Raw genomic sequence first — 12,371 nt, 5'->3', positions numbered from 1 at the left:
TCCGCCGCATACGACAACTGGCCGACACTCCGCCCACCAAACAGCGGTGCGGGCGGTCAGTAGCTGCGGATCAAGCCAACCAGCCGCCCCTGTACCTCGACCTGATCGGAGGGGTAGGCGCGGGTTTCATAAGCCGGGTTGGCGGCCTCCAGTTCAATCGCGCCGTTGCGGCGATAGATCTTTTTCAGCGTGGCTTCATGCCCTTGAACCAATGCGACCACGATGTCGCCATCGTCCGCCGTGTCGGTTTCGCGGATCACCACGATATCGCCGTTGTTGATCCCCGCGTCGATCATCGAGTCGCCGCGCACCTCAAGGGCGTAGTGGCTGCCGGATGAGGTCAGCATCGAACTGGGCACGGTCACCTTGCTGGCCATCTGGCTGATTGCCTCGATCGGTACACCTGCAGCGATGCGCCCCATGACGGGCAAGTCCATTGCGGAGCCAATCGCTCGGTCGGTGTTGGCCGCAGCCGGTCCCGCATCTGCACTGGCGGAGCGATCCGTGCCCGTTTCGGTGGATCCGCCGCTGATACTGTCAGGGAGACGCAGGATTTCGATGGCGCGGGCGCGGTGGGCCAGGCGGCGGATGAAACCGCGTTCTTCCAAAGCAGTGATCAGGCGGTGGATGCCGGATTTCGACCGCAAATCCAGTGCGATCTTCATTTCATCAAAGCTGGGCGGGACACCGTCCTTTTGCAGACGCGTGTGAATGAATTCCAACAAATCCAATTGCTTCTTGGTCAGCATGTCCGCCCCTCTGCGCCCTATGACGCTTTGCCATGTTTCCCTTTGTTCTAGTCATGTTCCCGTTTTGTGTCAACGGACCCCATGCGAATTTCCCGGTGGCGTTGTGGCGACGCACCGAACGGCCGGGGTATCACAAGGGGCAAGGGGCGTGTGGCGTGCGGGCAGACCGCAGGAGCGGTCAACCTGAGAGACGGTTGGGATACGGCAGCCCTCCGGGCGCTGGAAACATCAGATCAAGCGCAGATAGGACATTGTTTCGCCGATCTGGCGGGGCGGATCATGCGGTGGGCGGATCAACAGGGCGTCGGCCTCTGCCAGTACCGTCAGCAGCGCACTGTCCTGCCGCTCGAACGCGCGGATCTGCCCGTCCTCCGTCAGGGTTGCGCGCATGTAATGCTCTCTCGGACCGTTCTGTCCCAGCGGTGCCGCCAGCGGCGCGGATAGAATAACCTCTTGCAAGGGCGGCAGCCCCAGCATCGCCCGCACCATCGGTGCCAGGAAGATATGGCCGCAGACCATGGCCGACACTGGATTACCTGGCAGTCCGGCCATGGCAGAGGTGCCAAGGCGGCCAGCCATCAGCGGTTTGCCGGGGCGCATCGCCACCTTGTAGAAACTCCGCTCCATGCCAAGGTCGGCGGCAACCTTGCCAACCAGATCATGATCGCCAACCGAGGCGCCACCAATGGTGACGATCAGATCAGCGCCCTCGGCCAGCGAAAAGGCGGTGCGCAGGGAGCTGTGGGTGTCCCGCGCGATGGGCAGGATCCGGACCTGTGCGCCCAGACCCTCCAGCATTGCCTTCAATCCAAATGTGTTGGAGGCGATGATCTGATCCGGTCCAGGGGCGCTGCCGGGCATCACCAATTCATCCCCGGTGGAGATCAGGGCGATATCGGGTTTGCGGGCAACAGGGACCTCGGCAATATTCATCGCAGCGAGAAGGGCGATGTCAGATGGTGTCAGCAGCCGCGGCGCCGAGATGGTCTGGCCATTTTTGAAATCACCACCGCGCGGGCGAACGTTGGGATTGTCGCCAGGTGCGTCGGTGATGGTGATCAGGGTGCCTTTTGCGGTGACGTCTTCCTGAATGACGACGAAATCGGCTCCGTCGGGGATCGGTGCGCCGGTGAAGATACGGACCGCCTGACCCGCGCCGACGGTGCCGTCAAATCCGTGGCCGGCGGCGGCTTCGCCGATCACCTTGAACATGGCGTGAAGTTCGACCTCGGCAGATTTTAGGGCGTACCCGTCCATCGCCGATGCGGCAAAGGGCGGCTGATCCCGGCGGGCGGCAACATCCTGTGCCAGAACCCGTCCGGCGGCTTCGGCCAGGGGCACCAGCTCGCTGCCAAGCGGGGAAACCAGCTCCAGAAGGTGCGCGCGCGCTTCGCTGACAGGGATCATTTAAGCCTCGTACCGTCCTGATTTCCCGCCATCTTTCAAAGTGACGCGGATGCCGCCGATTTCCATCGCCTTGTCCACGGCTTTGGCCATGTCATAGACGGTGAGCGCCGCGGTGGACACCGCGGTCAGGGCTTCCATCTCGACGCCGGTCTGGCCGGTGGTCTTGACGGTGCCTTCGATGCGCACGCCCGGAAGGTCGGGATCCAGGGTCAGCTCAACCGCGACCTTGGTCACCGGCAGCGGATGGCAGAGCGGGATCAGCTCGGGTGTTTTCTTGGCGCCCATGATCCCGGCCAGCCGGGCCACGCTCAGAACGTCGCCCTTTTTCGCGCGACCTTCGGAAATGATATCAAAGGTTTCCCGGGCCATGGTGATGTGACCTTCGGCGGTGGCGATACGCGCGGTTACGGCCTTGTCCGAGACATCAACCATATGGGCGTCACCCTTGCCGTCAAAATGCGTCAGGGGCATCACATCGCTCCCGGTGTCAGGGGATTGGCGAGTAAGTGGCGGGTTGCGGAGGCCACGTCCTCCTGACGCATCAGGGATTCCCCGATCAGGAAGCTGCGGGCGCCATAGCGGGCCATGTCCGACAGATCCTGCGGCGTGAACAAGCCGCTTTCGCAGACGATGGTGCGATCTGCGGGAACCATGCGCGACAGCTCACGCGTGGTGTCCAGAGTGGTCTCGAAGGTCTTGAGATTGCGGTTGTTTATTCCCATCAGGGGCGATTTAAGCGCGCAAGCGCGCTCGAGTTCTTCGGCATCATGCACCTCGAGAAGGACATCCATGCCCCATTCGGTGGCGCAGTCTTCCAGCTCGGCCGCCTGCGCGTCACTGACAGAGGCGAGAATGATCAGGATGCAATCGGCGCCAAGCGCGCGTGCCTCGGCCACCTGATAGGTGTCATACATGAAATCCTTGCGCAGCGCGGGCAGGCTGCAGGCGTCACGCGCCTCGGTCAAAAAGGATTTGGCGCCCTGAAAGCTGGGCGTATCGGTCAGTACGGACAGGCAGGTGGCGCCACCCTGTTCATAAGCCTCTGCCAGCGCTACGGGGTCGAAATCCTCGCGGATCAATCCCTTGGAGGGGCTGGCTTTCTTGATTTCCGCGATCAGGCCGTATCCTTCGCGGCTCGCCCCAAGCAGCGCATTTGCAAACCCGCGCACCGGAGACGCGTTGCGAGCCATGGCTTCAACCTCGGTTAGCGGAACGGCGGCCTTGTCGGCGGCGACTTCCTCCAGCTTGTAGGCCTTGATCTTGTCGAGCACGTTTTCTGTCATCGCGTTGCCTCCAGTCAGCTGGCCCAGTCGATGGGCGCTTCGCCGCGCGCGCGCAGCCATGTGTTTATTGCCGAAAACGGCCGGGATCCGAAGAAGCCGCGCCGCGCCGAAAGCGGCGAGGGATGCGCGGTCTTCAGGATCAGGTGATCGCCCGGATTCAGGTGTTTTTCAAGCCTTTGTGCCTGTTTTCCCCAAAACACATAGGCCGTGGGGCGCTGCGATGTGCGCTGCAGCACCTCTTCGATCAGGGATAGCCATCCCAGATCCTTGTGCCCGTTCGCGTCCCCCGCCGGTACGCTGAGCGCGGTATTGAGAAGCAGCACCCCTTGCCGTGCCCAGCTGCGCAGGTCACCGGTGGCGGGCACTGCACCAATATCGCTCTGCAACTCCTTGAAAATATTGCCAAGGGATCGGGGTAGGGGCGCAACATCCGGTTCCACGGAAAAGGCCAGCCCATGGGCATGGCCGAGGGTTGGATAGGGATCCTGCCCTAATATTACGACACGGGTGTCTGCAGGCTGGGTCAGCTCCAGCGCAGCAAAACGCTGCGCCGCAGGGGGCAGAACCGGCTGCGTCTCTGCCTTAAGCGCAGCCTCGATTGCGGGCCAGTCACGCTGAAAAAACGGCAGGTCGGACCAGGCGCCAAGACCATCGGGCAGGGGCATCAGCTGCCCCCGGATGTGATCCGCGCGACGGTTGCAATTTTGTCCCGTGCGGCGCCACTGTCGATGCTGTGGGCCGCCTTGGCGACGCCTTCGCGCAGGTCTTCGGCGTCTCCGGCGACCACCAGCGCGGCGGCGCTGTTGAGCAGGACGGCATCGCGATAGGCCGAAGGCTGCCCGTCCAGCAGCGCCCGGAAGGCAATCGCGTTCTCTTCCGGCGTGCCCCCGATGATATCGTCGAACGGGTGGACCGGCAGACCCGCGTCCTCGGGGTGCAGTTCCACATCGCGGATGCTGCCGTCTTCTTCCAGCGCGGACACCCAGCTAACGCCGGTAATGGTCAGCTCGTCGGTCCCGTCCGAGCCATGCACCAACCAGGCCCGTTCAGAGCCAAGCTGCCCAAGGGTTTCCGCCATGGGACGGATCAGATCGCGGGAGAAAGCCCCGGTCAGTTGGCGTTTAACGCCCGCAGGGTTGGTGAGCGGGCCGAGGATGTTGAAGATCGTTCGGGTGCCAAGCTCCTGCCGGGTGGGCATGACATGGGCGATCGCAGGGTGGTGCATGGGGGCCATCATGAAGCCAATTCCGGCCTCTTTCAGTGATTTTTCAACCACTTCTGCGCCGACCATAACCTGAATACCCATCTGCCCCAGCGCATCTGCCGCTCCGGATTTTGAGCTGAGATTGCGGTTGCCGTGTTTGGCGACAACCGTGCCTGCACCAGCGACCACGAATGCGGTCGCGGTCGAGATATTGAGCGTGCCCTTGCCGTCCCCGCCAGTGCCGACGATGTCGATAGCGCCCTCGGGCGCCTTCACCGGATTGCATTTTGACCGCATCACGGCGGCGGCAGCCGCATATTCATCGACGGTTTCGCCGCGGGTACGCAGGGCCATCAGCAGCCCGCCCATCTGGCTGGGGGTCGCTTCGCCTTCGAACAGCAGCTTGAATGCCTGCTCCGCCTCGGCCCGTGTCAGCGGGCGGTCGGCTGCGGCGTCGATCAGCGGCTTCATCTGGTCGCTCATGCGGGCACCTTCATTTCATTCAGGAAGTTCTTCAGCAGGGTATGGCCGTGCTCGGAGGCAATCGATTCCGGGTGGAATTGCACCCCGTGGATCGGCAGTTCCCGATGTTGCAGCCCCATGATGGTGCCGTCTTCGAGCTCTGCTGTGATCTCAAGGCAGTCGGGCAGGCTGTCGCGATCCACCACCAACGAATGATAGCGCGTTGCCTGGAACGGAGAAGGCACTCCGGCAAAGACGCCTTTGCCCTGATGATGCACTGCGCCCATCTTGCCATGCACGATTTCGTGGCAGCGCACGACCTTGCCGCCAAAGGCCTGTCCGATGGTCTGGTGGCCAAGGCAGACGCCCAACAGCGGAATACCGGCCTCTGCCGCAGCAAGGGTCAGCGGCAGGCAGATCCCGGCCTGATCCGGATCGCATGGGCCGGGGCTCAGCAGGATCCCGGCGGGGCGCAGGGCCAGAGCGGCCTCGACATCCAGCGCGTCGTTGCGGCGCACTTCCATCGAAGCCCCCAACTCGCCCAGATAATGCACAAGGTTGTAGGTAAAGGAATCGTAGTTGTCGATCAGCAGCAACATCTTGGCAGGCTCTTTTATGGGTGGCGGGCAGGGCTTGCGCCGCAGTATAGTTGTTGCGACATACATGTTCAGGCTTGCAAGGCAGCGTCAAGAGCGCGGCGCGTTTTTGAAGGCTCGGCGGGGCAGTGGCGACAGGGTGACGCCCCGCTGGTCCTGATGGCCAGGCCGGACACAAGGATAAAGGGCGAGCGGGCATGCGTGGCTTTCTGGGAGGCGTGAGTATCGGAGCTTTGGTGGCGGTGTGCGGCGCAGCCATGTGGTCGTTGTCGACCCCGCTGCCGCGGCAGGTCGACGTCAGCGCCACGGGACCGGAAAAGGCCACTGTGCCTCAATCGGGCGCGCTGGCGCCCATAGAGACGCCGCAACCCGACGCCGATCTGGTCGAGGCCGCGCCGGTAGCACCTGAAACGGCGCCTGCGGATGACCTCAATGACCTGACCTCTCTGGATACCGAACCGGCTGCCCGTCCCGAAGTCGGACCCGCGGGTGATGTGCGCGGCTCTGGCGATGCCGATCTGCCGGATGTGCCAGAGGCCCCGTCCGAGGCGGAAACAGCGGCTGGCGGCGCTGAGCCTGCAATGTTGCCCGAAACAGCAGAGAGCGACGACGGTGTCGAGGTGTCCATGACCCCGGCGCCGACACCCGAGGCGCCGGACACCACGGCAGAGGTGGGGAAGAGCCCGACCGACAGCCCGGCGCCTGGCACCGCGCCTGAAATGACGGCGCCGCAGGGCGCGCCCGAGACGGTTCAGCTGGAGCAAGGCGCTGCGGTGCCGGTGCCGCAATTGGGCAGCGCCCCGGATCCGACCGCGCCTCCGGTGATTGCCTTCTCCACCCCCGAACCCGCGCCTGAGCAGCCTGAGGTCGTCGAGGCGGAGCCGGAAGAAGACATGCCGCCCGCCGAGGAGGCCGAGACGGAGGATGCGCCGGAAAATGGTCGGATCGCAGCGCTGCCAACCGCAGACGGAAGCCGCGCGTCGCAATCGCCGCAGATCGGAACCCGCGTGGTGCCGCTGACCGAACGCGACAGCGAGGAGACCGCTGCGGCGGGCGCTGAAACCACGCAGCAGCCGTTTGATGCCTATTCCGAACCCTTCGCTGGCAGCGATGGGCGGCCCTTGATGTCGATTGTCCTCATCGATGATGAGACATCCGTCGGCGCTGAGGCGCTGGTCGATTTCCCCTATCCGCTCAGCTTTGCTATCGATCCCGAAGATCCTAGGGCAACTGAGAAAATGGCCGCGCGCCGGGCCGCGGGCTTTGAGGTGTTGATCCTGTCGGATCTGCCGCGCGAAGCCATGCCGCAGGACGCGGAGACTGCGATGGAGGTCTGGCTGGACCGGGTGCCGCAGGCGCTAGGAATTCTGGAAGGCGTCGAGACAGGCGTGCAGGGCAACAGGCCGCTGGCGGATCAGGTGTCCGATGTGGCGCGGACCGGGGGATACGGGCTGGTGCTGCAGAACAGCGGCCTTAATACCGTGCAGAAACTGGCGCTGCGCGACGGCGTGCCGTCCGGCGTGGTGTTCCGGGATTTCGATGGCGCCGGTCAGAACCCGCGTGCCATTCGCCGCTTTCTGGATCAGGCGGCCTTCCGGGCCGGTCAGGAAGGCGCAGTGATCATGCTGGGGCGGTTGCAGCCAGATACGATTTCAGCACTGTTGCTGTGGGGGCTGCAGGACCGGGCCAGCCGGGTGGCGCTGGCGCCGGTTTCGGCCAGTCTGCGCGCCAATCTGGCTGCAACGGCAGAATAACCCGTAATAGACACGCACGGGGCAGAGCCCGGGGGCATGGGGTCGCTTATGCTTCCCCGCGCCCCGGAGCGCTTTGATGTTATCAGCTGTTGCGGCTGCCGGTAAAACGCGCGGCATCCGCAGCAGCGCGGCGGATCGCGTTCGATTTATGCACGGTTTCCTGATACTCGGCCTCGGGGTCGCTGTCATAGACCACGCCGCCACCGGCCTGAATATAGAGCGTCTGATCCTGCACGATGGCCGTGCGCAGGGCGATACACATATCCATGTCGCCCCCGGCCGAGAAATAGCCGACGCCGCCGCCGTATACGCCGCGTTTTTCTGGCTCCAACTCGTCGATGATTTCCATCGCGCGTACCTTTGGCGCGCCGGACACCGTGCCCGCCGGCATGCCCGCAAAAAACGCATCCAGCGCGTCCTTGTCCTCGTCCAGCTCACCCACCACGTTCGATACGATATGCATCACGTGGCTGTAGCGTTCGATGATGAACTTTTCCGTCGGGCGCACAGTGCCGATCTTTGACACGCGGCCCGTATCGTTGCGGCCCAGATCCAGCAGCATCAGGTGTTCTGCCAGCTCTTTCTTGTCGGCCAGAAGATCGGCCTCCAGCGCCTTGTCCTCTTCCGGTGTTGCGCCGCGCGGGCGGGTGCCTGCGATGGGGCGGATGGTGACCTCTTTGCCAAAGACACGGACCAGAATTTCGGGGCTGGCGCCAATCACCTGAAAGCCACCGAAGTTGAAATAGAACATGAAGGGCGACGGGTTGGTTCGCCGCAAAGAGCGGTAAAGCGAGAACGGCGGTAGCGGGAAGTCCTGCTTCCAGCGCTGCGCCGGAACCACCTGAAAGATGTCGCCCGCCCGGATGTATTCCTTGGCCTTTTCCACCGCTTCCATATAGCCGGATTTGCTGAAGTTGCTGACCGGCGGGGCCACCTCGTGCGCATCGCCAAGATCGCGGGTTTCGGCGGGCATGGCGCGCTCCAGGTCGCGCACCGCGTCCATCACCCGTTCGGCGGCCTGCGCATAGGCGGCCTTGGCCGATTTCCCGTCTCCGGTCCAGGCCGGGGAGACCACGGTCACCTCGCCTTTGACGCCGTCCAGAACCGCGACCACCGAAGGGCGCATCATGACCGCGTCGGGCAGGCCAAGGGGGTCGGGATTGACGTCCGGCAGATGTTCGATCAGCCGGACCATGTCATAACCAAGATAGCCGAACAGCCCGGCCGCGGCCTGCGGCAGGTCGTCGGGCAGGTCGATGCGGCTTTCGGCGAGAAGCGCGCGTAGGTTGTCCAGCGGCGCACCCGGCTGCGCTTCGAAACCCTCGGGATCAAAGCGGGCCGAGCGGTTGATTTCGGATGTCGTGCCGCGGCAGCGCCAGACCAGATCGGGTTTCATGCCGATGATCGAGTAACGGCCGCGCACCTCGCCACCGGTCACTGATTCCAGCATGAAGGCGTCCTTCTGGGCGCCCGTCAGCTTGAGCATCAGCGACACGGGCGTGTCGAGGTCAGCCGCCAGCCGGGTATAGACCAGCTGGTTCTCTCCCGCCTCATAGGCGGCGGCGAAAGTGTCGAAATCCGGGGTCAGAGCCATCGTCAGGTGCCTTGATTGATCTATGCGCGCTTATTGGAAATTGGCCTGAACCGCGTTCAGGGCCTGTTGGTCAACACGCGGTGCGGCGCGCAGCTGTGCGTCCTGCGCGAAGGCTTCGAACAGCGCCTGCGACAATGCCTGATCCAGCTGGGTCTGCATCGCGTTGGCCAGCATCTGCATTTCCTCGCTGGTGTCCTCGGCAGGCAGAACCTCGTCCAAACGCAGCACCACGGTGGAGCCTTCACCGGACACGGTGCGCAGCTCGCCCGGGTTCATTTCGAAGACCTCGATCATCATCTCGACCGGGGTGGTGTCGATATAGGCGGTGCGGGTTTGCGCCGTCTCGGTCTGCACGTCGTAGCCTTCGGGGAAGGCTCCGTCTGCCTCGGTCTGTTTCAGCAGATCCTGTGCAAGGCTGTTTACGGCCTCTGCTGTCCGGTTTTCGTTCCAGGCGGCAAGTACCTTGTCCCGAGCGTCTTCGAAGGGCTCGGGGCGCGGGGGCAGGACTTCGTCGAGCCGCAGGGCAAAGAGGCTACCATCCTCAAGGAAGGCGACCGAGGGGAAATCATCAACCGTCACGGCCTCTGCGGCCTCGCGGAATCCGTCATATGCGGCGATGCCTTCGGCGTTGAGCCCGGTCCAGCCGAGGGTGTCAATCTGCATGTCTGTCTGATCCGGCAGTTCTTCCAGCGTGACGCCACCAGCGAGCATGTCCTCGATGGATTCGGCTTGCTGCTCAATCACTCGGCGGGCGCGGTCTGCCGCCAATTCGGCGCGCAGCTCGGCTTCGGCCTCTTCAAAGCTGGTTTCGCGGGCTTCGAGGCGGCCGTTCACCCGGTAGAGCGCGGGGCCAAGATCCGACGGCAGCGGGCCAACAACATCGCCGACCTCTGCAGCAAATACTTCAGCGCCTGCATTCGCGAGGTCAGCTTCGGTCACATCGCCCATATCCACGTCCGACAGGGCCAGACCGCGATCCTGCACCAGGACTTCAAAAGTCGTGCCGCTCACGTCAAGCTGTGCCTTGGCGCTTGCGGCACTGTCATTGTCCGCAAAGACAAGGCGTTCCACCAGACGGCGTTCCGGGATCAGGTATTGATCGGCGCGATCTTCATAAAGGCCACGCAGCGCCTCCTGATCGACCTCAACGGTGTCCAGCAGCATGTCGGGGCTGAGATGCGCGTAGGTCAGGGATTTGGTTTCGGGCAGGGTGAAATCCGCGATATTGTCGTCATAGAAGGCACGCAGCGCAGTGTCATCGGGCATCTCCTGCGTCAGCAGCACATCGTCGGATGACAGTTGCACGTAGGAAAAGCTGCGGCGCTCGCCGATATAGGACACCAGCGTGTCGCTCATCACTTCGGGCATCTTGGTGCCGGACATGATGGCGCCCTGGACCAGCGTGCGTGAGGCCTCGCGGCGAAGGTCGTCTTCGAACTCGGCTTCGGTGAAACCGGCGTTGTCGAGGGTAAAGCGGTAGGTCTCGCGGTCGAACTGGCCGCTGGAGTCCTGGAATGAGGAGACCTTGGTCAGTTCGGACAGCAGGTTTTCATCCCCGATGGAGATGCCCAGTTTGCTGACCTCATTGTCAATGGCGGCGAGGGTGATCAGTCGCCCGAGCACAACCTGATCCAAACCCATTGCGGTCAGCTGCGACATCGGCATTGCCTGACCGGTCTGGGCCTGCATGGCGCGTTGTTCGCGCTGCAACTCGCGCACATAGGCGTCGACGGTGACTTCTTCGTCGCCAACCAAGGCAACCGCGCTCATCGAGCCGGTGAAATTGACCGCACCAAAACCGGCAAGGCCGACGATCAGCATCCCCATCAGGATCCAAACAAAGGTTCTGGAAAGATTTTTCATGCCTGCGGCCATTGTGCCCTCATTCGTACCTGTTGCCCGCTCCCTTTGCGCCGGATAGGCGCTGCGGGCAGGGTGCCTGTGTCATAATCGTGTTCTGCATACGCTGCCGCCCGTACAGGAGCAAGATCTTGTGCCGGGCTTGTTGGTTTCGGATGGCGCAGCGTAGCGTTAGGGGTGAAACGCGCAAAGCCGGTCGAACAGGGAGACGATCCCGGCCCGGTCGACATTGGCAAAGGCGATGCGGAATTGCTTGCTTCCTGCCGGATCGCCTTCGGGCATGAACATCGTGCCCGGCAGCATCAGGACCGACGCGTCCTGCACCAGCTTTTTGGCCAGCTCGGACGAGGCTTCCTCGAAGGGGTGTTCCACATAAGCGAAATAGGCACCGCAGCCCAACAGCTTCCATCCCTTCTCGGCTAGGCGGGGGAATTCCTCTTCGATCGCCGCCTTGCGGTCCAGAATCTCCAACCGTTCCCCCGCGAGCCAGGACTTGAGGTTTTCAAGTCCCCAAAGCGCGCCGATCTGCCCAAGCTGTGCAGGGCAGATCGTTATCGTATCGAGAAACTTCTCCATTTCGAACAATTTCTCTTCAGAACTCGCGATCGCTCCAACCCGGTGACCGGTCAGCCGATAGGCCTTGGAGAAGGAGTACAGATGGATCAGCGTCTCGTCCCAGTTCGGCGTCTGGAACAGGTCGTGCGGCGCCCCTTCGCGGCTGTCAAAGTCGCGGTAGGTTTCATCCAGAATCAGTGCCAGCCCATGTTTGCGGGCCAGGTCAAAGAAGGCCTGCACGAGGCCCGAGGGGTATTCGGCGCCAGTGGGATTGTTGGGGGTTACAAGCGTGATGGCCCGCGTCTTGGGTGTGATCAACTGGGCCGCGGCCTGCGGATCCGGCATCATATCAGCACCTACCGGCAGCGGAACCGCTGTGACACCTGCCATATCAAGGCACATTTTGTGATTGAAATACCAAGGCACCGGGATGATCACCTCGTCCCCTTCGCCGCAAAGGGCGGCGATGGCAGCGGCAAAGGCCTGATTGCAGCCAGAGGTAATACCGACCTGCGCTGCGCCAACGGTGCCGTCATAATGCTCCGAGATCTGTGCTGCCAGTGCTGCACGCAGCTCGCTGCGGCCCAAAACGGCGCCATATAGATGCGCGTCGGTTTCATTCAGGGCCGCATCGGCGATGGCCTGCCGCAAGCCCGTGGGCGGCGGATCTGCCGGGGCGGCCTGACTGACGTTGATCAGGGGGCGCGACGGCGGAAAAGTGACCCCTTCGGTCCAGCGCCGGGACTCGACGATCGGAGAACAAAAGGTCGCTTCGGTGCGGGAGATATGCATGCAGTCATCCTATTGTCGCAAGGCCCTGCCAGGGCAGGCGTATTCGGGCCTTATCTGTGGCACGCCCTCGCGGCAGGCTCAAGAAAAAGCGCGCCTCCAACAGGGGCGCGCATTC

General features: G+C 63.1%; 11 protein-coding genes. 1 reads left to right on the top strand and 10 read right to left on the bottom strand.

What is annotated here, in order from left to right:
• Positions 1-56: 56 nt before the first annotated feature.
• The 7 genes from lexA to C6W91_RS03670 form a co-directional block, all read right to left on the bottom strand.
• Positions 57-749: a transcriptional repressor LexA gene (gene lexA, locus C6W91_RS03700; protein WP_274828025.1), complete on the bottom strand. Its 693-nt coding sequence runs from the start codon at positions 747-749 to the stop codon at positions 57-59.
• Between the two features lie 228 nt (positions 750-977).
• On the bottom strand, positions 978-2,156 hold the full coding sequence (glp, locus tag C6W91_RS03695) for a gephyrin-like molybdotransferase Glp (protein ID WP_274867517.1): 1,179 nt from the start codon (positions 2,154-2,156) through the stop codon (positions 978-980).
• The gene (moaC, locus tag C6W91_RS03690) at positions 2,157-2,627 is read right to left on the bottom strand and encodes a cyclic pyranopterin monophosphate synthase MoaC (protein WP_065270156.1); all 471 of its coding nucleotides are present in this window, start codon (positions 2,625-2,627) and stop codon (positions 2,157-2,159) included.
• Positions 2,627-3,439: an indole-3-glycerol phosphate synthase TrpC gene (gene trpC / locus C6W91_RS03685; RefSeq protein WP_274828027.1), complete on the bottom strand. Its 813-nt coding sequence runs from the start codon at positions 3,437-3,439 to the stop codon at positions 2,627-2,629. Before trpC ends, moaC begins: the two co-directional genes overlap by 1 nt.
• Before the next feature lie 14 nt (positions 3,440-3,453).
• On the bottom strand, positions 3,454-4,104 hold the full coding sequence (locus tag C6W91_RS03680) for a uracil-DNA glycosylase (protein WP_274867516.1): 651 nt from the start codon (positions 4,102-4,104) through the stop codon (positions 3,454-3,456).
• The gene (trpD, locus tag C6W91_RS03675; protein WP_274867515.1) at positions 4,104-5,126 is read right to left on the bottom strand and encodes an anthranilate phosphoribosyltransferase; all 1,023 of its coding nucleotides are present in this window, start codon (positions 5,124-5,126) and stop codon (positions 4,104-4,106) included. The genes C6W91_RS03680 and trpD overlap by 1 nt, the downstream gene beginning before the upstream one ends.
• The gene (locus C6W91_RS03670; RefSeq protein WP_065270159.1) at positions 5,123-5,704 is read right to left on the bottom strand and encodes an aminodeoxychorismate/anthranilate synthase component II; all 582 of its coding nucleotides are present in this window, start codon (positions 5,702-5,704) and stop codon (positions 5,123-5,125) included. The genes trpD and C6W91_RS03670 overlap by 4 nt, the downstream gene beginning before the upstream one ends.
• Positions 5,705-5,898: 194 nt before the next feature.
• Here C6W91_RS03670 and C6W91_RS03665 point away from each other — a divergent pair, with 194 nt between their 5' ends.
• Positions 5,899-7,455: a polysaccharide deacteylase family 2 protein gene (locus C6W91_RS03665; RefSeq protein WP_274867514.1), complete on the top strand. Its 1,557-nt coding sequence runs from the start codon at positions 5,899-5,901 to the stop codon at positions 7,453-7,455.
• Positions 7,456-7,537: 82 nt separating this feature from the next.
• On the opposite strand, the gene trpE is transcribed toward C6W91_RS03665, so the two are convergent.
• The 3 genes from trpE to C6W91_RS03650 all read right to left on the bottom strand — a co-directional run bounded on the left by trpE (position 7,538) and on the right by C6W91_RS03650 (position 12,256).
• Entirely contained in the window at positions 7,538-9,049 is a 1,512-nt protein-coding gene (gene trpE / locus C6W91_RS03660; protein ID WP_065270161.1) for an anthranilate synthase component I, read from the bottom strand.
• Between the two features lie 30 nt (positions 9,050-9,079).
• Entirely contained in the window at positions 9,080-10,924 is a 1,845-nt protein-coding gene (locus tag C6W91_RS03655; RefSeq protein WP_370570439.1) for a SurA N-terminal domain-containing protein, read from the bottom strand.
• A gap of 156 nt (positions 10,925-11,080) precedes the next feature.
• Positions 11,081-12,256, bottom strand: coding sequence for an aminotransferase (locus tag C6W91_RS03650; RefSeq protein WP_274867512.1), 1,176 nt, complete (start codon positions 12,254-12,256; stop codon positions 11,081-11,083).
• Positions 12,257-12,371 lie beyond the last annotated feature (115 nt).

Source organism: Phaeobacter sp. SYSU ZJ3003, assembly GCF_041300735.1.
Classification (GTDB): Bacteria; Pseudomonadota; Alphaproteobacteria; order Rhodobacterales; family Rhodobacteraceae; genus Phycobacter; species Phycobacter gallaeciensis_A.
The sequence above is the reverse complement of the archived record's forward strand: the minus strand, read 5'-3'. Positions and strand labels throughout refer to the sequence as shown.

Coding starts and splice junctions, on each gene's coding strand:
- C6W91_RS03680 (WP_274867516.1), bottom strand. CDS start 4,104: ATGCCCCTGCCCGATGGTCTTGGCGCCTGGTCCGACCTGCCGTTTTTT.
- lexA (WP_274828025.1), bottom strand. CDS start 749: ATGCTGACCAAGAAGCAATTGGATTTGTTGGAATTCATTCACACGCGT.
- trpD (WP_274867515.1), bottom strand. CDS start 5,126: ATGAGCGACCAGATGAAGCCGCTGATCGACGCCGCAGCCGACCGCCCG.
- glp (WP_274867517.1), bottom strand. CDS start 2,156: ATGATCCCTGTCAGCGAAGCGCGCGCGCACCTTCTGGAGCTGGTTTCC.
- trpE (WP_065270161.1), bottom strand. CDS start 9,049: ATGGCTCTGACCCCGGATTTCGACACTTTCGCCGCCGCCTATGAGGCG.
- C6W91_RS03670 (WP_065270159.1), bottom strand. CDS start 5,704: ATGTTGCTGCTGATCGACAACTACGATTCCTTTACCTACAACCTTGTG.
- moaC (WP_065270156.1), bottom strand. CDS start 2,627: ATGCCCCTGACGCATTTTGACGGCAAGGGTGACGCCCATATGGTTGAT.
- C6W91_RS03665 (WP_274867514.1), top strand. CDS start 5,899: ATGCGTGGCTTTCTGGGAGGCGTGAGTATCGGAGCTTTGGTGGCGGTG.
- C6W91_RS03655 (WP_370570439.1), bottom strand. CDS start 10,924: ATGGCCGCAGGCATGAAAAATCTTTCCAGAACCTTTGTTTGGATCCTG.
- C6W91_RS03650 (WP_274867512.1), bottom strand. CDS start 12,256: ATGCATATCTCCCGCACCGAAGCGACCTTTTGTTCTCCGATCGTCGAG.
- trpC (WP_274828027.1), bottom strand. CDS start 3,439: ATGACAGAAAACGTGCTCGACAAGATCAAGGCCTACAAGCTGGAGGAA.